Source organism: Photobacterium damselae subsp. damselae (genome assembly GCF_038086725.1).
GTDB lineage: Bacteria > Pseudomonadota > Gammaproteobacteria > Enterobacterales > Vibrionaceae > Photobacterium > Photobacterium damselae.
On the sequence record NZ_CP146970.1, the window covers coordinates 1,378,369 to 1,403,542 of the forward strand.

General features: G+C 39.6%; 21 protein-coding genes. 5 read left to right on the forward strand and 16 right to left on the reverse strand.

The annotated features are described in order from the left end of the window. Window positions 1–31: 31 nt before the first annotated feature. The 9 genes from WAX86_RS06215 to queE form a co-directional block, all read right to left on the reverse strand. Window positions 32–1,222: an amino acid aminotransferase gene (locus tag WAX86_RS06215; protein WP_112163052.1), complete on the reverse strand. Its 1,191-nt coding sequence runs from the start codon at window positions 1,220–1,222 to the stop codon at window positions 32–34. A 143-nt stretch (window positions 1,223–1,365) separates the two neighbouring features. Continuing rightward, on the reverse strand, window positions 1,366–2,124 hold the full coding sequence (locus tag WAX86_RS06220; protein ID WP_148109271.1) for an enoyl-CoA hydratase/isomerase family protein: 759 nt from the start codon (window positions 2,122–2,124) through the stop codon (window positions 1,366–1,368). Window positions 2,125–2,319: 195 nt separating this feature from the next. Further along, complete coding sequence (locus tag WAX86_RS06225; RefSeq protein WP_065172365.1) at window positions 2,320–3,519, reverse strand: NupC/NupG family nucleoside CNT transporter; 1,200 nt, start codon at window positions 3,517–3,519, stop codon at window positions 2,320–2,322. A 298-nt stretch (window positions 3,520–3,817) separates the two neighbouring features. Next, the gene (locus WAX86_RS06230; RefSeq protein ID WP_341489281.1) at window positions 3,818–5,884 is read right to left on the reverse strand and encodes an EAL domain-containing protein; all 2,067 of its coding nucleotides are present in this window, start codon (window positions 5,882–5,884) and stop codon (window positions 3,818–3,820) included. After that, entirely contained in the window at window positions 5,881–6,975 is a 1,095-nt protein-coding gene (locus WAX86_RS06235; RefSeq protein WP_341489282.1) for a GGDEF domain-containing protein, read from the reverse strand. The genes WAX86_RS06230 and WAX86_RS06235 overlap by 4 nt, the downstream gene beginning before the upstream one ends. 407 nt (window positions 6,976–7,382) lie before the next feature. Further along, on the reverse strand, window positions 7,383–7,994 hold the full coding sequence (gene thiE, locus WAX86_RS06240) for a thiamine phosphate synthase (protein WP_068969563.1): 612 nt from the start codon (window positions 7,992–7,994) through the stop codon (window positions 7,383–7,385). A gap of 24 nt (window positions 7,995–8,018) precedes the next feature. Further along, a complete protein-coding gene (gene thiM, locus WAX86_RS06245; protein ID WP_237035297.1) occupies window positions 8,019–8,825 on the reverse strand; it encodes a hydroxyethylthiazole kinase in 807 nt (268 codons plus the stop codon). Window positions 8,826–8,890: 65 nt separating this feature from the next. Beyond that, window positions 8,891–10,291 (reverse strand): asparagine--tRNA ligase, encoded by a 1,401-nt coding sequence (gene asnS / locus WAX86_RS06250; RefSeq protein WP_068969561.1) that lies wholly within the window; start codon window positions 10,289–10,291, stop codon window positions 8,891–8,893. Window positions 10,292–10,514: 223 nt separating this feature from the next. Beyond that, complete coding sequence (gene queE / locus WAX86_RS06255) at window positions 10,515–11,183, reverse strand: 7-carboxy-7-deazaguanine synthase QueE (protein WP_065172370.1); 669 nt, start codon at window positions 11,181–11,183, stop codon at window positions 10,515–10,517. A 229-nt stretch (window positions 11,184–11,412) separates the two neighbouring features. On the opposite strand from queE, the gene WAX86_RS06260 reads away from it, so the two are divergent. Further along, on the forward strand, window positions 11,413–12,627 hold the full coding sequence (locus WAX86_RS06260; protein ID WP_005299830.1) for an ROK family protein: 1,215 nt from the start codon (window positions 11,413–11,415) through the stop codon (window positions 12,625–12,627). 81 nt (window positions 12,628–12,708) lie between these two features. Here the strand turns inward: WAX86_RS06260 and WAX86_RS06265 are convergent, their stop codons facing one another. The 7 genes from WAX86_RS06265 to bioA form a co-directional block, all read right to left on the reverse strand. Further along, window positions 12,709–13,611: a LysR family transcriptional regulator gene (locus tag WAX86_RS06265; RefSeq protein ID WP_044175825.1), complete on the reverse strand. Its 903-nt coding sequence runs from the start codon at window positions 13,609–13,611 to the stop codon at window positions 12,709–12,711. Window positions 13,612–13,836: 225 nt separating this feature from the next. Beyond that, entirely contained in the window at window positions 13,837–14,586 is a 750-nt protein-coding gene (locus tag WAX86_RS06270) for a lactate utilization protein C (protein WP_341489283.1), read from the reverse strand. Window positions 14,587–14,600: 14 nt separating this feature from the next. Continuing rightward, a complete protein-coding gene (locus WAX86_RS06275; RefSeq protein ID WP_036764035.1) occupies window positions 14,601–16,016 on the reverse strand; it encodes a LutB/LldF family L-lactate oxidation iron-sulfur protein in 1,416 nt (471 codons plus the stop codon). 11 nt (window positions 16,017–16,027) lie between these two features. Then, window positions 16,028–16,747, reverse strand: a complete 720-nt coding sequence (locus WAX86_RS06280; RefSeq protein ID WP_036764032.1) for a (Fe-S)-binding protein — start codon at window positions 16,745–16,747, stop codon at window positions 16,028–16,030. A gap of 181 nt (window positions 16,748–16,928) precedes the next feature. Next, window positions 16,929–18,512 (reverse strand): L-lactate permease, encoded by a 1,584-nt coding sequence (locus WAX86_RS06285; protein ID WP_237035299.1) that lies wholly within the window; start codon window positions 18,510–18,512, stop codon window positions 16,929–16,931. Window positions 18,513–19,201: 689 nt separating this feature from the next. After that, the gene (locus WAX86_RS06290) at window positions 19,202–19,768 is read right to left on the reverse strand and encodes an LON peptidase substrate-binding domain-containing protein (protein ID WP_005299820.1); all 567 of its coding nucleotides are present in this window, start codon (window positions 19,766–19,768) and stop codon (window positions 19,202–19,204) included. 71 nt (window positions 19,769–19,839) lie between these two features. Further along, the gene (gene bioA, locus WAX86_RS06295; protein WP_341489284.1) at window positions 19,840–21,117 is read right to left on the reverse strand and encodes an adenosylmethionine--8-amino-7-oxononanoate transaminase; all 1,278 of its coding nucleotides are present in this window, start codon (window positions 21,115–21,117) and stop codon (window positions 19,840–19,842) included. Between the two features lie 183 nt (window positions 21,118–21,300). On the opposite strand from bioA, the gene bioB reads away from it, so the two are divergent. Genes bioB through bioD form a run of 4 tightly spaced genes read left to right on the forward strand, consistent with a single transcriptional unit; the run spans window position 21,301 to window position 25,065 of the window. Then, entirely contained in the window at window positions 21,301–22,353 is a 1,053-nt protein-coding gene (gene bioB / locus WAX86_RS06300) for a biotin synthase BioB (RefSeq protein ID WP_341489285.1), read from the forward strand. Continuing rightward, window positions 22,337–23,530 carry an 8-amino-7-oxononanoate synthase gene (gene bioF / locus WAX86_RS06305; RefSeq protein WP_341489286.1) on the forward strand — a complete coding sequence of 398 codons (1,194 nt, stop codon included), beginning with the start codon at window positions 22,337–22,339 and terminating at the stop codon, window positions 23,528–23,530. The genes bioB and bioF overlap by 17 nt, the downstream gene beginning before the upstream one ends. After that, window positions 23,523–24,389: a malonyl-ACP O-methyltransferase BioC gene (gene bioC, locus WAX86_RS06310; RefSeq protein WP_341489287.1), complete on the forward strand. Its 867-nt coding sequence runs from the start codon at window positions 23,523–23,525 to the stop codon at window positions 24,387–24,389. Before bioF ends, bioC begins: the two co-directional genes overlap by 8 nt. After that, the gene (gene bioD, locus WAX86_RS06315) at window positions 24,382–25,065 is read left to right on the forward strand and encodes a dethiobiotin synthase (RefSeq protein WP_115425907.1); all 684 of its coding nucleotides are present in this window, start codon (window positions 24,382–24,384) and stop codon (window positions 25,063–25,065) included. The genes bioC and bioD overlap by 8 nt, the downstream gene beginning before the upstream one ends. Window positions 25,066–25,174 lie beyond the last annotated feature (109 nt).

The window sequence follows — 25,174 nt, forward strand, 5'->3', positions numbered from 1 at the left end:
CGACTATCCTCATTATTATAATTAACTACCGCTATAAAACAGCCGCAATACCTTGACACAATGGCATCATATTCGCCTTTGTCATTCCTGCCACACTAATACGGCCTGAACCAACAATATAAATACCAAACTCATCTTTTAAGCGCTGCACTTGCTCTTTGTTAAGGCCAGAGAAAGAGAACATGCCGTTTTGTTGTTCAATAAAACTAAAGTCGCGGTCAATGCCAAGAGACTTTAATGTGTCAACAAATAGAGTACGCATTTCTTGAATACGATCTCTCATCTCTGCCACTTCTTGTTCCCATTCAGCACGTAATTCTGGGTCATTTAGAATCACCGTTACAATAGCAGCACCATGGGCTGGTGGATTCGAATAAATAACGCGTGCAATAGATTTAACTTGGCTAAAAGCGACTTCTGCTTCTTGGGCATTTTTCGCAACAAGCGTAAAGGCACCAACTCGTTCGTTATACAGACCAAAGTTCTTAGAGAAAGAGCTCGCAATGAGTAGTTCATCCAATTGCTCGGCAAAAAGACGAAGGCCTTGAGCATCTTCTTCTACACCTGAAGCAAAGCCTTGGTAGGCAAAATCAAACATAGGTAGCAATTGCTTCTCTTTGCAAAGATCGGCCAGTTGTTGCCACTGTTCTGCTGTTGGATCAATACCGGTTGGGTTATGGCAGCAGCCGTGGAATAGAACGATATCACCTGCTTTCGCTTGGTTTAAGTCTGCAAGGGTTGCAGGAAAATCAATATCTTTCGTTTCAGGGTTATAGTATGTGTATGTTTTGATTTCTAAACCTGCAGCACCAAATACACCATGATGATTAGCCCATGTCGGATTACTGATCCATACTGTTACATCACCTAATTGGCGTTTAATAAACTCAGCACCCACTCGAAGTGCGCCAGTACCACCAGGAGCTTGAGCCGTTTTAGTTCGTTTATCTGCAATAAGCTTTGCATCTGCTCCAAACAGCAATTGTTGTACAGCTAGACCGTATTCTGGAGTACCAGGAATGCTGAGGTAAGATTTGGTGGTTTCTTTGTCTAGAAGGATAGCTTCTGCTTTCTTAACGGTAGCAAGAACAGGTGTTTGGCCTTGTTCATTTTTATAAATACCTACGCCAAGATTAATTTTCTCAACACGAGGGTCATTTTTGAATTCTTCAGTTAAACCAAGAATAGGATCAGCTGGTGCTGCAGAAATTTTTTCAAACATCAGTATCTTCCATGCAAAAAGTAAAAAGGTCGTTTTCCTTTATACCTCTATACATGGAAGATTGACAAGATTTTGCAACAAATTATCTTGATAAATATTTCTTATTGGTCTTTTTTGTGATTATTTTGTAACGACACACTCTCTTATCTTCGACTTTTCTCGATAAATTTCTCAATTCGTGCTTGAGCATCGGGTTGTTGAATAAGCTGAAAGATTAAATCATTTTCCTGTTTGATGGTTTCTTCAAGGTTATGATATTGAATATCTTTTAACATTCTCTTGGAGTGAGTTATCGCATTGATAGAGAGGTGCTGCAATTGTCCTGCAATCTCATAGCTGTGTTTGATCGGTTTAGCTGATATTGCATTAACAAATCCAAGCTCATGTGCTTCATTTGCAGTCATTTTTTCACTAAATAGTAACATCGCTCGCGCTTTTCTGGTACCGACGAGCTTTTCTAGCACCGTACTGGCCCCAAATTCAGGGCAAAGACCTAATGCGGTAAAAGGGGTTTGAAAATAGCTGTGCGAACTTGCGACAACATAATCACAATATTGCAGTAGAGTTGTTCCAATCCCGATTGCTGGCCCTGTGACAGCGGCAATAATGGGTTTAGAGCAATTGATAAAATTAAACATAAAGCTTTCGATATCAAGGCGATGTTTTTGAATCTCTTGCTCTGAGCAGTGCCCAATCGTTTGAAAGTCAAACATATCATTACCACTACAAAAGAAATCACTACTTGAAGTTAAAATAATAATCTTAACTTCTGGGTTGTTCGTTAGCTCTATAAAGTGTCTACCTAGTTCTTGATACATATTGAGCGTGAGTGCGTTATAGGTTTGCGGCCTATCTAGGGTTAATTGTGCAATTCCATTGTCTATTGATAATTGAATATCCATATTTATTGCCTCATAAAAAACAGAGCAGCAGCATTGTAGAGATTTTAGGTTGTCTATAAGTGTAGATGGATTTATTTGGTTAGATAGAGGATATGAAGGATTTGAGGTATAGAGCACATGGTTTGGGGAGTTTAAATAATAAAAAAGCGCGCTTATAAAAAAGCACGCTTTGGAAGATAGGAAAGTTGCTGATAATTACGCTAGTACTAAGCTTGCAATCATTGCAGATAGGATACTAACTAATGTTGAACCGTACAGTAGACGAAGACCGAAACGAGCCACCATATTACCTTTTTCTTCGTTTACCCCTTTAACCGCACCAGCGATGATACCGATAGAGCTAAAGTTTGCAAAAGAAACTAGGAAGATAGAGATAGTACCAATTGTGTGGGCTGATAATTGAGAAGCCACTTTTTGTAGCGACATCATGGCCACAAACTCGTTAGACACTAACTTAGTTGCCATAATACTACCTGCTTGTAGTGCTTCGTGGGCCGGAATACCTAAGATCCAAGCAACAGGGTAGAATAGGTAACCAATCATATCTTGGAAACTAATACCAAAGGCATGGCTACATAGTTGGTTAATCATAGTGATGATAGCAATAAAGCCAATTAGCATCGCTGCTACAATTACTGCTACTTTAAAACCTGTTAGGATGTATTCACCTAACATTTCAAAGAAAGTAAGTTTTTTCTCTTCTTCTTCATCAACTACCATCATGTCATCAAAGTCAATTTCGGCTTCGTGATCGTATGGGTTAATAACCGAAAGAATGATGAAGGTACTGAACATGTTAAGAATCAGTGCTGCAACAACGTATTTAGGCTCAATTAATTTCATATATGAACCAACAATGGACATAGATACAGTCGACATCGCTGTTGCTGCTAACGTATACATACGGCGCTCAGACATTTTACCTAAGATATCTTTATAGGTAATAAAGTTTTCTGATTGACCAACCATTAATGCGCTGATTGCGTTAAAAGATTCCAGTTTACCCATGCCGTTAATCTTAGAAAGGATAAAACCGATAAAACGGATAACAACTGGAAGGATTTTTGTATGTTGTAAGATACCAATTAAAGCAGAGATAAAAACAATAGGCATCAACACTTGAAGGAAGAAATCAAATTGACTGTCGTTGATTAGGCCACCAAAGACGAAATTCGTACCTTCTGCTGCATAACTCATTAAGTGGTCAAAGCCATCTGCTAATGTAGTAACAAACCCTGTGCCGACGGATGAGTTTAAAAGGAAATAAGCTAGACCAATTTCAATGACTAATAATTGGACAATATAACGAAGTTTAATACTCTTTCGATCTTTACTTGCTAATAAGGCTAGTGCGGCAACCACAACTAAGCCAAGGACAAAATGTAAGTAGTGCATTGAAAATTGCTCTCATTAAGCGATATGTATCATGTTATGACTGCATGTTGAGTTATTGGCGCACAGAATAAAGTGATTGCTATCGCAAAATCAAATCAAATTATCGTTATAAAACATTGTTTTAATCTTTTCTGTTGAGAGATTTGCCGCTAAAGGAATGCATTTTATTATGAAAATTTACGCAATAGATATTATTGAGATTTAATATTCTTAATTATAAATGAATGTGATTTCATAGTTATTGAGGGGAAAACAAGCACCTTGTAAATCTAAGATGCTTGTTTTTTAGGCAGAGATACTAAAATAGTGCAGGCTTGTGAATCAGATATCCTTGAAGATAATCAATATTTAATTGTTCTAATATCTCTCTTTCTTCAAGTGTTTCCACACATTCAGCGACAACTTTAATATTACGCATTGATGAAATCTTACATACATTTTCAATAATGAGTTGTTTCATTAAATCTTGATCGCAAAAACGGACTAATGAGCCGTCAACTTTTACAATATCGATAGGTAAGTTAAATAACTTTTCATAAGTTGCATGCCCTTTGCCAAAATCATCAAGGGCAATTTTTACGCCTATGGACTTTAGTAGATTAAGATTATCAACTAACGCTGTAACATCTTCAATTTCTCCTGTTTCAACTAATTCAATACAGATTTTATCAGGTGAAATTTCTAAAACTTCCAATTGGTTTATGAAATAATTGATGGATCTTGTTGAGCATAAAAAGTCAGGTGAAAAATTAATTGATGCATATTGATAGTCAGATTCTGGCAGCTCTTTTATATGATTAAGGGCCTTTCTGCTAACTTTTTGTTCTAAAGCTTCAAGGCGGTTTAAACGCTTGGCAAAGGTAAATACGCGTTCAGGGTTTAAAAAGTTTTTGTTAAAATTAAAACGTGATAATACCTCAAAGCAGCGTTCTTCTCCTTGAGTAGAGCAATAATTTTGATAAGCAATATTGATCTGCTTGTCATCGATATAGCTTAGAAATGAGATATAATCATTAATCTCATTATTGTCACAGTTGATAAGCTTTTGTTCCGATAAGGGATCTGCCAATTTTGAATTAATATGTAAATGATTAATCACAACTTTTAGGCGAGTATAGTTTTCACAGCGCATATAAAATACTTTACCCAGTTTGTAATTAATATTGTGCTGTTCCAAAGTATCATTCACTATGTCACTAAATGATTTTAGCTTTGATAGCGCTCGACTATTATCATCTAATAAAATGACCAAAGATGATAAGTCGTAAAGAAGATAAGCAGATTCATAAAGACTTGTCTTTTCTTTAAGCAATTTTGCTATCATAATGATAATTGTTTCTCGCTTTTTTATCGGAAACTTAAATAAGCTTTGAAGATCAATCGCTGCAATTAAAAAATCTGTTTTGTTTTGACTGTCTGATTCTAGCTTTTGATACGTACCGAGAGAACTGCAAGTATCAACGAAAACATGTTTTTTATGATCTTTAATTTCTTTTTTCAAGCTGACTTTAAAATCAAGTATGATAAAAACAATGATTGCCATCATATAGAAAATAGTTAATTTATTGTTTATAAAGTTAATATCGTTACTATTAATATAACAACTGCTTAATAGTATAAAATAACTTATATTTATTAATATAATTTGACAAATAACAGGTATCACAACCACAGCTACAATTAATAGTGGCATTAATAAGATATAAGCCATATAGCTAATAGGTTGTAATACACCCAAAAGCATAACAAGGATGATAAAGCCAATTAATATTGTTTTTATTAATAAATTTTTCTTTATTTCAGAAATATCATCAATTATATATTCTTTTAGAGTTTTATTATTATAAATAAGTAAGAATAAGGTTCCGACTAAAGGTGACAATAATAAAATGCTGATTGAATCTGCAAGGAATAAATTTAGTGTAAAATCAAAACGGAAAGAGTCCGGTGTAAATATTATTAACGTTAAAGATGATAGTGCTGGAAATAGGAAAACAAAGAATCCGAAAATCAACTTTGTCGAGTGATTATGGTATCTAACCCATTTAATAAATGATAGTGATAGAATTAATGTAATTGTTAATATTAATGTATAAACATAAGCTGCACCGCTATCAATATATTTAAAGAAAGTATAGTAACAAAGTAAACTAGCAAAAGTTCCCATTATCGCCGAACTACCAAGTAGGTACACTAATGCAACCATAACACCTGATGGTAGAGAAAATTGCTGAATAGATGTAATGTTACTGTATGAAAAACCAGAAACTTCGAAGCTTCCCAGTACGAGAAAAAACGACAGTACTACATAACCTAATTTTTGTAAGTTGGTCTCTTGTCTAACAGATAAAAAGTACTTGATCATACAATGGTTACTCGGTTTCTTCCATTATGTTTAGATTCGTATAAAGCAGCATCGGCTCGTCTGTAAGATTCAGTAAAGGTAGTATCTTGCTCACATAATCCACCAATAGATATGGTTACATCTAATCCACAAATAGGATCTCTACTGATTAAGTTACGTATATATTCCGCACGAGAGTAAAGGGATAAACAATCCATAGAATTAAATATGATAATGAACTCTTCACCGCCCCAACGGATAGCGATATCTTTTTGTCTAATATTGTCAAGAATCCTTTTGGCAACGTAATGTATAATATCATCACCTTTTTTATGCCCATAGGTATCATTGATCTGTTTAAAATTGTCGATATCAATAATTAACATCGAGAAATTATCTAATTTATTGAGTTTATTTTCATAAAAATCTCGACGGTAGAATCCTGTCATTTTATCTCTTTGCAAAAAGTGCGTTTTATTTTCAACACTAAGATAAAATATAAAAACTATTGTTGAAAAAACCAAAGCAAGCATAGATGAACGCTTAAGTATATCAATATAATTGATTCCTATAACAATAGGTTGATTTGATGCACAAGGGATCAAAAATTTAACGTTGTATATATTATGAATTTTATTGTTATTGTTGATAACAGTTAATTCATTTTTGTTATAGCCATTGATTATTTTACTAATTAGATCTGATTTAATATCAATAGCTAGAATTGATTCTAGTTTTTTATCATTATAAATAGGGTAATAAATAGTACGTACAGCTTTATTAGTTCCTTGCTCAAGATAACTATCGGTCATTTTGATGTTGCAACCATAAAAATGCTTGTATGTATCTTCGATGCCTTCTATGCGAACGATACGATTCATAAGAGAATTTTTTGTATAGGTAGCGTAACCTTCACGATATTCTTGGCGTAATGGGTCAAAGTGCCCATAAAGAGCAGGATTTTCAAGAACAGCTATAGTCCAAATGCTATTTGGTGCTACTCGGTTTAGCTCAATTTTTAGTTTTTTTATACCTTCAGATAAAGCTTTAACTTCTGATTCTTGATTTACAATGATACTAACACCATGTTTTTCATAGGTGCCAGAATTCATTTTTTCAGCTTCAGCATTATTGTAATACGAAGAAAATCGACGACTGATCGAAAATAGCTCTTGGTATGTTGAGATAATTGTTTGCTGTAGATTTTCTATGCGGTATACATTGTAACCCTGATAAGCCAGTGAAAACAGAAATAGACTAACAATACAGATTTTGAAAAAGGTAAATAGCTTACATTGAGTAAGGCTGTGTTGGTAATCTTGATTCATTCTTCTAGAGTCGGGTAGCAAAAGAAGCAAGGCAGTTTATACCTAATTGAACGCAATTCAATAATGGGAGGTATAAAATAAGATGAGTATTTTTTGTGGCATTAATAAAAAATATTAATTATAGAGGAATTATCATAATGTAATTCCTCGGTAGTATTTATTTATTCTCTTTGTGAATTTTTCAATGGGTATTACATCTTTTGAAGTAATTTAATACATGCTTCTTTAGGTGATTTGGCATGCGCAATTGCTGAGACAAGCGCGATACCTGCTACTTTTGTCGCCGATACATTGCTTATATTTTTATCGTTAATACCACCAATGGCGACAATAGGCAGGGAAGTTGTCTCGACGGCTTGTTTAAGACCATCAATTCCCCAGTAATAAACGGTATCTGTTTTAGTTTGTGTTGGGTAGATTGCACTTAACCCAATATAGTCGATTGGTAGATTTTGTGCTTCATCGAGCTGTTGGCTGTTTTCAACAGACAGACCAATGATCTTATCATTACCTAATAGGCGACGTGCAATCGCAACGGGCATATCAGATTGTCCAAGATGAATACCATCTGCATCAACAGCTAGCGCGACATCAACACGGTCGTTAATGATGAGTGGAATACCCGTATTTATGAGTAGAGCTTTAACAACAAGTGCTCGGTGAATAAACTCTTGAACATTGCCATGTTTTTCCCTTAATTGAACCATAGTTACGCCACCTGCAATGGCTTCTTTTATGACAAATTTAAGGGTTTCAATATCCTGATTTTCATCAGTTACTAAGTATAAACGGTAATTATGCATATCATCCTCTCATGATGAATATACTCAGACTATTACAGATAAGCGTAATCGGTGTTCAATGATCTCGCTATCTAATTGGTAGAGCGTGTCGAGTAAATTAACTTGTAAAGAGCCAGGGCCTGCTGAGTTTTTTGCTGCAATTTCCCCTGCGATACCTAAGAGTGCCGTTGCTGTTACTCCTGTTGTCTCTCCAATGGCAGCGAATGCACCCGTTAATGCGGTATGAGTACATCCCATTCCTGTAACATGTGGCATCATGGCATGACCATTTGTGATGGTGACAGTAGTTTCAGCATCTACGATATAGTCTGTTTCGCCAGAGATAACAACACTGCACTGATATTGCTGAGCAAGTTGTTTTGCAGCACTGCAAGCTTGAGCTGTAGAGTCTTGGGCATCAACGCCTTTGCTATTACTTGTGTGGCCGGCTAATGCAATAATTTCTGATGCATTGCCACGAATGGTAACGTTATTAGCAAGGGCAACTAAATCTTGAGCGGTTTGGGTTCGTAATTGACTTGCTCCACATCCAACAGGATCAATAACAACAGGTTTGTTGTAACGATTAGCCTGTTCGATAGCAAAATGCATCCGTGGTATCCAATGGCTATCTAAGGTACCTATATTGATGACAAGAGCACCAGAAATCGCCATGAGTTCAGCCAGTTCATCACGACTGTGGGCCATGATAGGGGAGGCTCCAATAGCAAGTAAGGCATTGGCCGTGTTATTCATAACCACATAGTTAGTTAAATTGACGACCAGAGGTTTTTGCTGTTTTAGCGTTGCAAGAGATTGAATGATAAGAGAGTGATAATCGTGTTGCTCCATGCCTATTTCCTTTTATCAAATACAAAAAAGGCTGCACAGAGCAGCCTTTTTATCATTCCAAACTATTAGAAGTTTGCAGAACGTGGAGTACGTGGGAATGGGATTACATCACGTACGTTACCCATGCCAGTTACGTAAGAAACTAGACGCTCAAAGCCTAGACCGAAACCAGCGTGAGGCACTGTACCGTAGCGACGTAGGTCACGGTACCAGTTCATGTGTTCTGGATCGATGTTCATTTCACGCATACGTGCATCAAGGATATCTAGACGCTCTTCACGCTGAGAACCACCGATGATTTCACCGATACCAGGTGCTAGAACATCCATCGCCGCTACTGTTTTGCCATCTTCGTTCATACGCATGTAGAACGCTTTGATGTCTTTAGGGTAGTTCTTAACGATTACAGGAGCTTTGAAGTGCTCTTCAGCAAGGAAGCGCTCGTGTTCAGAAGACATATCAATGCCCCACTCAACGTCGAACTCAAACTTACGGCCAGAATCTTGTAGGATCTTAATTGCATCAGTGTAATCAACTTGAGCAAAGTCAGAAGATACAAATTGCTCTAGACGAGTGATTGCGTCTTTGTCGATGCGTTGTGCAAAGAACTCAAGATCGTCACGACGCTCTTCTAGTACTGCTTTGAATACAAACTTCAGCATGTCTTCAGCCAGTTTTGCAACATCATCAAGTTCTGCAAAAGCAACTTCAGGCTCAACCATCCAGAATTCAGCTAGGTGGCGGCTTGTGTTTGAGTTTTCAGCACGGAAAGTCGGACCGAAAGTGTATACTTTGCTTAGTGCACAAGCATAAGCTTCAGCGTTTAGCTGACCAGATACTGTTAGGAATGTTTCTTTACCAAAGAAGTCTTTGTCAAAATCTACATCGCCTTTATCTGTCATTGGCAGATTAGCCAAATCTAGAGTCGATACACGGAACATCTCACCAGCACCTTCACAGTCAGATGCTGTGATAAGTGGAGCAGACATCCAGAAGAAACCTTGCTCGTGGTAGAAACGGTGAATCGCTTGAGCTAGACAGTTACGTACACGTGCAACCGCACCAATTACGTTAGTGCGAGGGCGTAGGTGAGCCACTTCACGTAAATACTCAATTGAGTGACGAGTTTTCGCCATTGGGTAAGTATCAGCATCTTCAACCCAACCAACTACTTTAACGTCGGTTGCTGCTAGTTCAAAATCTTGACCTTGAGCAGGAGATTCAACAATTTTACCAGTAACCTCAACAGAGCAACCAGTAGTCAGTTTTAACACTTCAGACTGGTAATTATTTAACTCGTTAGGAACCACGGCCTGAATCGGGTTGAAACAAGAGCCGTCATAAATGGCAAGGAAAGAGATTCCAGCTTTGGAATCACGACGAGAACGGATCCAACCGCGAACAGTTACTTCACTGTCTACAGCTAGTTTACCGCTTAGCACGTCAGTTACAGGCGCGTAAGTCATGTTTAAATTCTTCTCCGTTAAGGCACGATCAAATTGTGCTTAATATACAGTCCAAGTGTCCATATTACCTTTCTTACGCTTGGCATCAAGTCTTGTAAGGGTATGAAACCATAATTAATTTCGCTATGGTCTCGAAATGTACAATTAATCGCTCAACTTTTATGCAAATACGTATTAGGTATTAAATTTTATTTGATTACTGATAATAGGCGGTTATGCCAATCTAAGCAATGGCTAAGTATTTGTGAGTCTGTATAGATAATCGCCAGTTGCGTTTAATACAGGTCTCAATACAAAGTTCGGTTGCTCTTGGTTTTTGACTAATAGGTTGCAATGCAATGGTTACATCAGATCGTAAAGCAACACCATTGAGCAATTCATCCAGTTGATCTAGGTCTTTTTGGGTACCAACAGGATGCTTAATTTCGTTTGCTCGTGATAACGCCTTTTCCAATACTGGCAATTTGCCTTTCATATTGATCTTTGGAGAAACCGTTACCCAAGTTGCTTCCGTTGCTTGAATCTCAGAAGTACCACTGGTTTCAATTTGGCACTGATAGCCAGATGCTTCTAACGCTTGAGTTAATGGACGTAAATCATAAATGCATGGCTCACCACCTGTGATAACCACATGTTTTGCGGTATAGCCTTGATCTTGTAACAAAGAGACAATGCCCTGTGCGTCGATCTCTGTCCACAATGGTGAATCACCAGTTTTCGCCATAATACGATCTAACGTTGTAAAGTCTTGAGGCTCTGCTGACCAGGTCTGCTTGGTATCACACCATGAACAGCCAACAGGGCAAATTTGTAAACGTACAAAAATGGCTGGAACACCAGTAAATACGCCTTCACCTTGAATGGTCTCAAAGACTTCGTTTAGTTTGTACACGATAAACCTCATGTCGTTAGAACAAAATGAATAAATAGAGCTCTTCTTTATTTTAGAGAAGAAATTTTCTCACTGGTCGATATTATGGCAGAAGCCTGATCTGTTGTCTTTTATTGTTTCCACGTGATGGATATCACGGAGTTGGCATGAAAGACTTCACAATTACTTCGCAAAGTAAAAAAATTCATTTTCGACGCTTTTCTCTCGATTTGTATTACGGAGTACTGACATGTATGTCGCCCAACCAGGACACATAGATCACATAAAAAGAAACAATGCCGGGAGCGTCTATAAGCTTATCGATTTATACGGCCCTATATCGCGCATTGAGCTTTCAAAAAGAAGTCAGTTGGCTCCAGCAAGTATCACTAAAATCACTCGTGAATTAATTGATGCTCATCTGATCAAAGAGACCCAATACCAAGAATCGACCAGCCGAGGTCGACCTGCCATTGGTTTAATTCCTAATAATGAGGGGTGGCAATTTCTCTCAATTCGCATAGGTCGAGGCTATTTAACCATCGCTTTGCATGAATTGGGTGGCGATATTTTAGTGGAAGAGCGTCAAGAGATCTCAGAATTGCATCAAGATGATCTTATTGAGAAACTCCTTGGTGAGATCAATATTTTCTTCGCCCGACATGTGAGTGAGCTTGATCGAATTACCGCCATTGCCGTTTCATTACCAGGACTTGTTAATGCTAAAGAAGGCATGGTGTTGCAAATGCCTCACTATGATGTAAAAAACTTGCCGTTAGGGCCTGTTATCCATCAGGCTACGGGGCTCCCTGTTTTTATTGGCAATGATACTCGCTCGTGGGCATTGGCTGAAAAGTTGTTTGGTCACTCTCAAGGGGTAGCCAATTCACTGCTCATTTCGATTCATCATGGGGTAGGCGCGGGTATTGTGCTTGATGACAGTGTGCTTCAAGGCAGTATTGGTAACGTAGGTGAACTTGGACACATTCAAATAAAGCCATTTGGTCGCCGCTGTTTTTGTGGCAATCATGGCTGTTTAGAAACCGTTGCCAGTCTTCAAGCGGTTCTTGAGCAAACAGAACAGTGTCTTCGGGATGGCCACCCATCGTCACTGCATGGTGGAAAAGTGACCATTGAACGTATTTGTGATGCTGCGGTTGAAGGGGATGCATTAGCACGACAAATTATCTCTGAGTTAGGTCATAATTTAGGGCAAGCCATTGCGATTATGGTGAATTTGTTTAACCCTCAACGTATCTTAATTGGTGGCGAATTTAATCGTGCCAAAAGTGTGTTATATCCAGCCATTATGGAATGCGTTCGAACTCAGTCGATCCCGCTGTACAACCGTGATTTAGATATTATGGAAAGTTGTTTTTATACACAAGCAACCATGCCTGGTGCCGCCTTAGTTAAGCAGGCAATGTATGATGGCCACTTATTGATGAAGTTAATTGAAGGGTAGGGAGTTTACTTACCTTGCCGATAAAAAAGAGTTAGTGGTTGGGCTAACTCTTTTTACTTGCCATTAAAATAATTTTTACCACTAAAACTTCTCTTTAATCTCCATATAACTCTCACGAATATGTTCAATTAAAGCTTGGATTCGTTTTGCTGGCTTTTTGGTATAAGGGTAAACCGCATAAATTCCGACCACTTTACCAGCATGTTCAGATAAGATTTCAACCAGCTTGTCATTATGAAGTTCATCATAGACTAAGCAGGTAGGGAGATAGGCGATCCCGTTTCCTGCCAATGCGACCTTTTTAAGTGCCGCTGCGTTATCAGATGAGAAATTACCCGCAACACGAAGGGTATAGACCTCATCATTACGAATAAACTGCCAGTCAAAGGAGCCTGATGCTTGATGGTTATAGCCTAAGCAGTTGTGGCGCAGTAAATCTTTAGGTGTGTTTGGAATACCGTGTTGAGCCAAATACTCAGGAGAGGCGCATAGGACCCAACGAGAGTTAAAAATATGGCGAGCAATGAGGCTAGAATCTTCTAAATAACCGGTACGAATCACTAAATCAAAGTTACCCGCCACCAGATCAACAAAATGGTTATCAAGCGACATATTAACCGTTAGCCCCGGATGCTTTTTACAAAATTCAGAAACAGATTCTGCTAATAATAATTCACCCGAAATGGTTGGAACCGACATTTTTATCGTTCCTGAGAGCGCCTCGCTGTAACCTGTTACCGCATCAAAAGCCGATTGTGCGACTTGGCTAATAGACTTTGCTCGATGATAAAGCACCTCACCAGCCTCTGTAATAGTGAGCTTACGGGTGGTTCGATAAATAAGTTGAACACCAAGTTCTGATTCCAATTTACTGATTCGTTTGCTCACAACTGATTTAGTAATGCTGTTGAGTTCAGCAACTTTACTAAATGAACCGTGCTCAATAACCTGGGTAAATAAAACTAAATCATCAATTTGAGGCATAGCGGGATCTCTTTATAATATCTTGGTGATTATACCTTGAAATTATAAAGATAGATAAAGTTACTCTATTTGAACGTTATACTTGAGTGACTAACAAGTTATACAAATCGATAAATATAAAAAAACGCAGCCCGATATAGACTGCGTTATTCTTATTCCCGTATGTGCTTAACCCACTAGCATCCTACTAGTGATTTGCCATAACTGGTGGTATGTATTGGTTTATTACATATCATCAATAATGACATAAGTGGCATAGACGGGCCCATGCACACCTACAACTTTGATCAGCTCAATATCAGCTGTTGAGCTAGGACCTGAAATAAAGTTCACACAAGATGGAATACGTTCACCATTTTGTGCCATATTATGAAGCTTATCCGTTGCCTGAGTCATTCGCGCAACAATGGCACTTTTCGGCACAACAAAAACAGAGGCTTCTGGTAATAAGCTAACTGTGCGACCTTGGCTTGCTTGGCTGTATAAAACCATGGTGCCAGACTCGGCAAGTACTTGTTCTGCAAATACTACACCCGCTTGTGCACGTTCAGCAACCTCGATGTTCGCATTAAATCCTGCCTCAGCATCCCATACGTGTACACTATGCTTTCCACTAATTAAATCCAGCGGGTTAATTAATGCAAGTAGGCGAGGATCGGCTGAAAAGATCGTTTCACCTTCAACTTCGCCAGTCTCTTGATGAGTACTGTAACTAACACAGATATTGCGCAGATCTTCAGTAAGTTTTGCTTTAGTGGTAACAACAGCGTGTGAACCTAGTGCCGTTTCTGTGTATTGCACTAAAGTATCGCGTAGTTCATCTGCGGATTTATCTGCCATCACTTCACGGTGACAGTTATAACGAAACGCAGGACGCTCAACAGGTATTGTTTGACGCTCACGACCTAGCTTTTGTGCAATGTTGTTCAAAAAGCTATCACGGTTATAAATGCGATCTTCATTTTGAGTTGTCATGATATTGTGCTCCATTAACCTTGATTACGCTTTTTAAACCAACTACGGAATGATTCGCCTGTTGGAGTTGGAAGATCTCGTGCTTCAGTCCATTCAGCTAGAGGACCCGCTGTAAATGGCATCTTGCCGTCTTTGATCATCACACTTGCCGCTTTCGCACCCACTTTAACTGCGGTATCCCATAGAATTGGGCGTGCGTTAATGAAGTTAAAGGCACCCACACTTGCACGTTCTGCAGTTGGGGTAATCTTAAGTTCACCCATTTTTTGGCGATGTTTTAGCAGTAAATCTGATAGTGGAATCTTAACCGGACACACATCATGACAAGCTTTACATAAGCTACATGCATAAGGTAGGTCTTTAAAATCGTCGTAACCACCAAGTAATGGCGATAGTACAGCACCGATAGGGCCAGAGTAGATAGAACCGTAAGATTGACCACCAATGTGACGGTATGCTGGACATGTGTTTACACAAGCGGCACAACGTACACAACGTAGAATTGCACGGAACTCAGAACCTAGAATATCAGAGCGGCCATTATCTAGAATCACTAAGTGAAACTCTTCTGGGCCATCAATTTGATCGGCTTCACGAGGGCCGGTTAGCGCAGTAACATAACCTGTTAGTGGCAGACCTACGGCACTTCGACATAGCAGACTCACAACAATGTCTAGCTCTTCAAAAGTTGGAACAATACGCTCCATACCCATAACCGCAATGTGAGTTTTAGGCAGGCTGGTGGCTAAACGTGCGTTACCTTCGTTAGTCACTAGAGAAATGGTTCCAGACTCAGCAACGGCAAAGTTACAGCCAGTAATACCAATATCAGCTTCTAAGAAGTCATGACGAATATGATTACGGACAAAGCGAGTCATCTCTTCAGGATCGCTTGTGCCTTCATAACCTAATTTGTCATTGAAGATATCACGAATTTGGTCACGGTTTTTATGTAGCGCTGGTACCACGATGTGTGATGGTGGATCGCAATCATCAACTTGAAGAATGTATTCGCCAAGGTCAGTTTCAACCACATCACAATCATTACGTTCGATGATTTTGTTTAGGCTGATCTCTTCTGTCACCATCGACTTAGACTTAACAACCTTCTTTGCGTTCTTTTGCTTGATGATGTTCTCAACATAGTTAGTCGCTTCTTCTGCTGTGCGAGCAAAGAATACATGACCACCATTTTTCTGAACATTGTCACTCAGTTGTTGTAGGTAGTAGTCTAGGTTTTCTAGTACGTGATTACGGATATCCATACCCATTTCGCGCCACTCTTCCCAGTTACCCAGTTTTTCAGCGGCGATAGCGCGGTTTTTGAACATGCGTTCCTGAGCATTGGCTACAGACTTCAGCATGAACTCATCTTGCATTTTTACATGAATTCGTTCTTTGAATTTCACGTTGCTGGTTTTCATCGACATAATCTGACCCCTTAGCGACTCATTAACACATCAACAATGTGCATAACTTTAATTGGCTGACCTTCGCGTTGGATGCGACCACCGATGTTCAGAAGACAACTGATATCAGCACCAATTAAGTAGTCAGGCTCTGCTGCTTTGATATGACGAACTTTTTCTTTCACCATTTCGCCAGAAATTTCTGCCATTTTGACCGAGAAAGTACCACCGAAACCACAACATGTTTCTTGGTTTTCGATAGGTAGCATTTCTAAACCCTCTACGTTTGCAAGAAGTTTTAACGGCTCCTCACGCACACCGAGTTTACGGATTAGGCTGCATGATGGGTGGTAAACCGCCTTACCTGGTAGACGAGCACCAACGTTTTCGATGCCTAGCTGATTGACAATAAACTGAGTAAGTTCAAATAGACGGTCTGACACTTTTTGTGCGCGAGCAGCCCACTCTGGCTCATCAGCTAGATACTCAGGGTATTTTTTGATCGACGCTGCACAAGAACCGGCAGGAGTGACGATAGGGTAGTCGTTACATTCGAAAGCAGCGATCAAGTTTTTCATTGCAGGCTTGCTACTTTCGATATAGCCACTGTTTAGGGAAGGCTGGCCACAACACCCTTGTTTTTCAGGGAAAATGACCTCGCAACCAAGCTGTTCGAGCAGCTCAACTGTTTTTTTGGCAACTTCTGCTTTGACCGTGTCACACAAGCAGGTTACAAAAAAGTTTACCTTCATGTTTTGCTCCAGTAGCGGATACCGCTGTAATTTCTTTAATTATAAATATAACGGGCGAGCCCGATGTTGTCGTACTCCGAGCTAAAGACAGTCCACTAACACTGTTTTTAACTCGCAGTTGAAGGTAAAGAGCCGATATAGGGAAGGGCTCTTTACCTTACTCAATAAGTGTTCATTATGGTTAGATAAACAGGCTCACAACTGCTGCGATAATGCCGTAAATCACCATAGGAATAACGGTTCTCTTAATGATGAAACCTTCTTTATTTGCAATACCTAAAATGGTCGACACCGCAATGATGTTATTAATACACACCATGTTACCCATCGCACCACCAACCGATTGCATGGCTAGGATCATATCTTGAGGTAGGCCAACGGTCTGGGCGATAGTTTGTTGAATACCACCAAAGGTTAAATTAGATACCGTTGCCGAACCTGAGAAGAATGCTCCTAACGCACCTAAGTAAGATGCAAAGAATTGCCAGTTCTTACCCGTTAACTCAGAGAAAGCCTTACCTGTAGTCATAATTGGTGAATGATCGCCACCAATCATCATAAATTTCACCATAATTAATGCGCCAACTAGGGCAATAAATGGCATTTTGATACGACTTAGTGTTTCCGTAACCACTTGCTTGCTCTGGGCTGAGCTCATCTTCAGTAATGGAATTGAAATCAATACCACAACAAAGAATGGAATCAGTGCCGGCACATACAAGGTTTTGTAAGCCCACGATGCATTGGTTCCGAATACATCACTTAATTTGATGATCAAAGCTTGGCTGATGCTCAAATTTGCAAAACCTAAATGTAGGTTAAACAGTGGGGTCGCATCGTTTAGCAATCCTTTAATACCCAATTGCTGAATGCGGGTAACAATAAGAATCGCAATCAAGATTAGGGTAGGAGCCATCGCGGTAAGAACCGTTTTAAATGGCAGCTTTTCTACCGTTTTTTCTGTATTTGTCTCTGTTTCTTTACTTAGACCAATTCCAGCTTTTGCAATAAAGATCGAAATCGTCATACCAATAGCACCACCAATCAAAGCGGGAAACTCGTAGTTCCACTGGGCAAGAAGCAGATATGGAACAGTACAAGATAACGCGCTTAGTTGGATAAAGATGAAGTTGCGACGGATCTGTTGCCAGCTCACCACAAACTTAAGCGCTAATACTGGAATGATAAAACCAGCAACAAAATGTACGGCTGCGGTTAAACGACCTGTATTAAGCAACTCTGCATCACTTAAACCTAGCGTACCAAAGCCAAACCAAGTTGGAGTTCCTACCGCACCAAAAGAAACAGGTACGGAGTTCATAACCAAGGCTAACATCGCTACTTTTAAAGGGTTAAAGCCAAGACCAACAAGAATAGGCGCAGCGATTGCAGCAGGAGTACCAAAGCCTGATGCACCTTCAATCATGAATGCAAAGGCCCAACCAATAATCATCAATTGTGCTACTTGGTTTTTACTCACACCTTCTAGCCATTGACGAATCACATTTTCAGCACCAGAAACAGCTAATGTTCGGTTGAGTAAAATAGCACCCGCAATAATTGAGATAGGAGTAATAGCTGAAAGCACCCCTGTCACGATATTAGCGGCTAATAGTGTTGTATTTGCCTCGAAATAAAAGAGCTGAATTAAACCAACGAGTAATGCAGTAACAGGTAAAGCAATGTGCGATGGATAAGAATTCTTTTTTGTCATCATCCAAATTAATAGAATGATGGGTATCACTGAAATAATCAGATTGAGCATATCCCACTCCGGATAGTAATTGCCTGAAAACAATGTATTTGTAGTTTTATTATTTATTACGCGAAGACTGTAAGTATTTGATATCAGACTACGTCGTGGGAAGAGTATTCTAGGCATGAAATACCCTATGACTATCATTTTTTTTAAAGTGGTTTCTAGAAGGTATGTTGTATTTGTGATGGTTGTCGAAATGTTAAATTTAACACTTTGTAACTTAGTGCTAATTAATCAAGCGGTTAGAGGAAATGAATATAACTGAGGATTTTATTATTGATGGAATATTGGAAACAATGAATTTTCAATAGTTAACTAATCAGGCTGAATAAAAAACGACTTATGTTAGCTGAAATCTCATGTTAACGCTAGTGATAATTGTTATCAATTGCTATTGTGTTGTAATTTTTCAACAAAAATCAGTGTTTTTTGCTGTTTTTGCGATTGGGTGTAATCAATTTACATGAAAACTATCCAGTTGCTATTCCTGCAACAGGTTGATTTTATGTGGAAGGAATAGTTTTCCCATTTAAAATGATTGATTCCAATTAAGTGATAAATGAAATGTTTTTTCGTTAACAATTACATTGCAATTCATTCTTGTTTTCATTGTTTATGAATGAATGTGAAAGAAAAAGAGTAGATGGGTCTATAGGTTTCTAGATGTGTTTATTAAATTAATGTTAAATGAATATTCAGTGGTCGGTATTGGTCTCGTTGATTACGGAATGGAGAAAAGAGACCGCAGGCAAGTGATCACTTCTACTAATAAACCATTGTTTTTGATTAATCTCTAACGGTAGAACTTCAAGCCAACGCTGACAAACCCAACTGATATTATCAAATTGAGGGGCTGGGTAATGAGCAGAATGCTCAGGATATTCGATAAAGACAGCTTTTAATGATTCAACCAGATCGTTATCAGAAAAATCAACAGATGCATTCGGCCAATTAGGAAAGGTTTCGATATTCGCCATGTACAGACCATCGTTATCTTGCTGATAATCAGTAATTACAAATTTATCAACAGCTTCAACGGTAATCCCCAAAAAGCCGTCATCTAGAGTTTCAAAATCGGTAATAACTACACGGGTACCAAAACGGCAAATTTGCTCATGCTCTATCATACATAAGCCAAACCCTTCACCAGTTGTCATAGCAAGTTTTACAAGTCGAGTATATCTGGGTTCAAAAATCCGTAGTTGACTGATCCCTCCTGGAAGCAGATATAGCTTTAACGGAAATAGCGGCAACTGTTGCATAAGCAATTCCTAGCTAACTGAATCTTTTTATCTATAGATTGAGTATAGAAAAGGTCACCGCGATAACTGTCTCAGTTTTGCAACGGCTTTAAAACTTCATAAAGACCTTGAGTGAGTTTTGAGAGCTGTTTAGGTTGGATAATAAAAGGAGGCATGATGTAGACCAATTTGCCAAAAGGTCGAACCCAAATACCGTAATCGACAAACGCTTGTTGAATACTTACCATCTCAACCGGATGATGCAATTCAACCACTCCGATTGCCCCTAACCAACGAACTTCTTTTACGTTAGATAATGACGCTATCGGTGGTAATTGTTGCGATAATTGTTGTTCGATTTGGCTAACTTGATGCTGCCATTGGTTTTGGGCAATAAGATCCAGATTTGCACTGGCAACGGCACACGCCAGAGGATTTCCCATAAAGGTTGGGCCATGCATAAAACAGCCTGCCTCACCACTGCAAACGGTATCTGCTACATGCTTAGTGGTTATAGTTGCTGCTAAGGTCATGTACCCGCCAGTAAGCGCTTTACCAACACACATAATATCAGGCTCAATCTGGGCATGTTCGCAGGCAAATAGCTTTCCTGTTCGACCAAATCCTGTTGCGATTTCATCTGCGATCAGTAAGACATGGTAACGGTCGCATAATTCTCTAACACGTTTTAAATACATTGGGTGATATAAACGCATTCCTCCTGCACCTTGAACGATAGGTTCTAAAATAACAGCCGCCAGTTGTTGGTGATGGGTGGATAATTGTTGCTCAAAATCTGCAATATCACTTTCATCCCAGTCATCATGAAAACCACAACTTGGTGATTGGGCAAAGATATGTTCAGGTAAAAAACCTTTGTAGAGGGCATGCATTGAGTTATCAGGATCGGTGACAGACATTGCAGCAAAAGTATCACCATGATAGCCGTGACGTAGGGTTAAGAATTTTGCCCGTGATTCCCCTTTTGAATGCCAATATTGCAGTGCCATTTTTAACGCCACTTCAACGGCAACAGAGCCAGAATCTGCCAAAAATACGTGCTGAAGCGAAGGGGGAGTAAGCTGAATTAATTTTTTACAGACTTCAACCGCAGGACGATGAGTTAGCCCTCCAAACATGATATGGGACATATTATCAAGTTGAGACTTAGCTGCTTCGTTTAAAACCGGGTGATTGTAGCCATGAACCGCCGCCCACCAAGATGACATTCCATCAATAAGCTCTCGACCATCTTCCAAAGTAATGATCACTCCATCGGCTTTACTCACCGGGTAGCAAGGCAATGGATTAATGGTTGAGGTATAGGGATGCCAGATATGATCCTTATCAAACTGTAAATCAATGCTCATAAAATAATCAGATGTAAACCTGTTGTATTGTTCTTGGTTGACAGTGTACGTGCTCGTATTAGACTAGCCAAGCAGATTATTAAATAAATTTGCATGTGTTTAGGGTAATTAAAAATATAACTATCTGATATTTCATGGTTAATTAAATCATGAGCAAGAAGTCATAAGTAATGGGGATATGTCGTGGAAGCTCGTCATAACTGGAATGTGGAAGAAGTCCAGCAACTATTAGATCAACCTTTTATGGATTTGTTGTTTCAAGCGCAACAAGTTCATCGTCAGTATCATGATCCAAATCAGGTCCAAGTCAGCACGCTGTTATCAATAAAAACGGGAGCTTGTCCTGAAGATTGTAAATATTGTCCCCAAAGTGCTCATTATCGCACTGATGTTGAGCGCGAACGTTTGATGGAAGTTGAGCAAGTACTGACGGCAGCTCAAAAGGCCAAAGAGAGTGGTGCGACCCGTTTTTGTATGGGGGCAGCATGGAAAAATCCCAAATCACGAGATATGCCTTATTTGCTCGATATGATTAAAGGAGTGAAGTCATTAGGGCTGGAAACCTGTATGACGCTGGGCATGTTAACACCTGAACAAGCCAATATTCTGGCTGATGCAGGGCTTGATTATTACAACCATAACCTAGATACCTCGCCAGAGTATTACGGCAATATTATTACAACACGTACTTATCAAGATCGCTTAGATACATTAGATCATGTGCGCCAAGCGGGGATGAAGATCTGCTCTGGCGGCATCATAGGTATGGGGGAAAGCCATCGAGATCGTGCCGGATTATTGGTTGAGTTGGCAAACTTGCCAGTACATCCTGAAAGCGTACCGATCAATATGCTGGTAAAAGTAAAAGGGACACCTCTTGAGCAAGAAGAGGATGTTGAACCGTTTGATTTTATTCGCATGATTGCCGTTGCGAGAATTATGATGCCTCAATCTGCTGTGCGCTTATCGGCTGGACGTGAGCAGATGAATGAACAGATGCAGGCTATGTGTTTTATGGCAGGGGCGAACTCCATTTTCTATGGCTGTAAATTACTGACAACACCGAACCCAAAAGAAGATAAAGACATGGTGCTGTTTGAAAAGTTAGGTATTAATCACCAGCAACAAGCCGCTAAACCGGATCAAGTCCAAGCTCAAGAACTGCTAACTAAAGTTGCGCTACAAGTGGCTTCTCGTCCAGCGAAAGACGATCTGTTTTATGATGCATCAATTTAATCCTCATTCATTTGACTCTCGAATTCAGCACGCGTTGCAAAATCAGCAAGAGAAGCAGTTGTATCGGCAGCGTCAAGTGATTAACCGTGGCTACCAACAAGGTCATGATGTTGCTTCTGTTATACATGAGAGCTCGCAACAAACCTTGGTAAATTTTTCCAGTAATGACTACCTTGGTTTAGCTTGTGAGCCTAGCTTGGTACAAGCATGGCAGCAGGGCTTAGAGTTATACGGTTGTGGCAGTGGAGCATCGCCATTAGTGACAGGGCAACATACCCCTCATGCTAAGTTAGAACGCCATTTAGCGACTTGGTTAGGCTTTGAACGCGCTCTGCTTTTTAGTAGTGGCTACAGTGCTAATCAAGCGGTATTGCTCAGTTTACTCACCCGTGATGATTGTTTAATTCAAGATAAGCTGAATCATGCATCGCTTATGGAAGCGGGTATGTTATCGCCTGCTACCATGAAACGATTTCACCATAATGATCTCTGTGCCTTACAAGGATTATTAGAGAAAAACAGCGGGCTTAGTAAATTGGTTGTGACGGAAGGGGCTTTTAGTATGGATGGTGATCTTGCCCCATTGGCTGAGATTCACGCTCTTTGCCAACAGCACCACTCTTGGTTGATGGTTGATGATGCCCATGGTTGTGGTGTGCTGGGGGAGTATGGCCGTGGTAGCTGCGATATTGCCCAGATCACCCCAGATATTCTGATTGTGACTTTTGGTAAAGCGTTTGGGATGCAAGGGGCTGCGGTATTATGCAGTGATAATATTGCTGAGTTTTTGATCCAAAAAGCTCGTCATTATATTTATTCAACCGCGATGCCTCCGGCTCAAGCTTATGCCTTACTTCATGCTTGTCAGTTAATTGAACATCAAGATTGGCGACGGGAAAAGTTGCTCCAATTAAGCCAATGTTTTTCCCAACATCTTGGCTCTAATGTTATTCATCCTGTTACACCAACACCGATCAAACCCATCATTATTGGCGATAGTGAACGCGCTTTAGATATCTCTCAACAGCTTAAACAGCGAGGATTTTTAGTCAGTGCAATTCGTCCACCGACAGTAGCGGTTAACTCGGCGCGGTTAAGAGTCACCTTAACGGCGGCGCACACAACAGAGCAAGTGATTGAATTGACAAACGCTATCAACGAGGTAATGGATGAGTGATGTGATTAAAAATGCATCAGATGATAACGAGACGTTATTTAATAAGGAGCTGATTGAAAAGGCCTTTAGTAAAGCGGCATCTAATTATGATCAGGCTGCTGCATTTCAACGCCAAGTTGGGCATCTATTGCTTGATAAGATAGATCTGGCTCTGATTGGTGCAAATGCTGTTAATACTAGTGCTGTTGATACAAGTACAAATAAGGCAACAAAGAAAATATTGGATGTAGGCTGTGGGACTGGTTACTTTTCTCAGCAATTGCAAGGGTTAGGTGCTCAAGTTACGGCTCTGGATCTATCTAATAAAATGTTAGAGCAGACAAAACATCGCTGCGCAGAGTCGGTGGTGTGTGTACAAGGTGATGCTGAGAATTTACCGTTTACAGCGAATCAATTTGATATTGGATTTTCAAACTTAGCTCTACAGTGGTGTGATGATTTATCTCAACCGTTAAGGCAATTGCAGCGAGTGGTAAAGCCGGGTGGAAAAATCTATTTTACGACTTTAGTCGATGGTTCACTTTTTGAGTTAATTGACGCATGGAAACAAGTTGATCAATATCAACATGTGAATGACTTTTTAACAGAAAGGGAAGTAAAACTTGCGCTGGCGCAATCGGGAGCGAAAACACATCATCTAGAATTTCTACCAATAACAATCAATTACCATAAAGCGATAGAGCTAATGCGCGATTTGAAAGGGATTGGAGCCACTCATATACCTAATGGACGTAATACGGGACTTATCCGTAAGTCAGCATTGCATAAGTTGGAGTTGGCCTATCAAGCATTTCAAAATTCGCAGGGCTTATTACCCGCAACGTACCAAGTTTGTTTTGGAGTAATTACAAATGACTAAAGCTTTTTTTGTCACCGGAACCGATACTGAAGTCGGAAAGACCGTTGCCACACGAGCTATTTTACATGCTGCGGGCCATGCTGATATAAAGATGTCGGGTTATAAACCAGTCGCATCGGGCAGTAGCAGAACAGAAGGCGGGCTTCGTAATTCAGATGCGCTGTATATTCAAGAAGCCTCCGTGGTTGAACTGTCATATCAAGAAGTAAACCCATATGCGTTTGAAGAGCCTGTGTCTCCCCATTTGGCCGCAGAACGTGAAAAAAGAACCATTGAATTTGAGGTTTTAACTCAAGGTCTTGATAACCTTAAGCAGAAGTCTGATGTGGTTTTAGTAGAAGGCGCTGGTGGGTGGCGTGTACCTGTTGCTCGTGAGCAATTTTTATCACAATGGGTTCAGCAGCAAAAAATGCCCGTTATATTGGTGGTTGGCGTTAAACTTGGCTGTTTAAGTCATGCGATGTTAACGGCTGAAGCGATTGAGCGTGATGGTTTAGAGGTTGTCGGTTGGGTTGCTAACCGTATCAATCCTGGGGAAGAAAATTACGCTGAAAATATTCAGATGCTAGAAGCTCAACTGCCTGGCAAGAAACTAGGGGAAATCCCTTATATGCCCGGTATTAAAAAGAGAAATCTAGCGCAATATATTGATCTATCCGTGCTTGAATTGATTTAGTGTTATTGATTTAAGTTGTTATCGACAAGAAAGCACCATTTCCATCAATAAACTTAGTGATTAGGTTATGGTGCTTTAGGTTCAGAAAAGAGTTCTAATGTTATTTAGA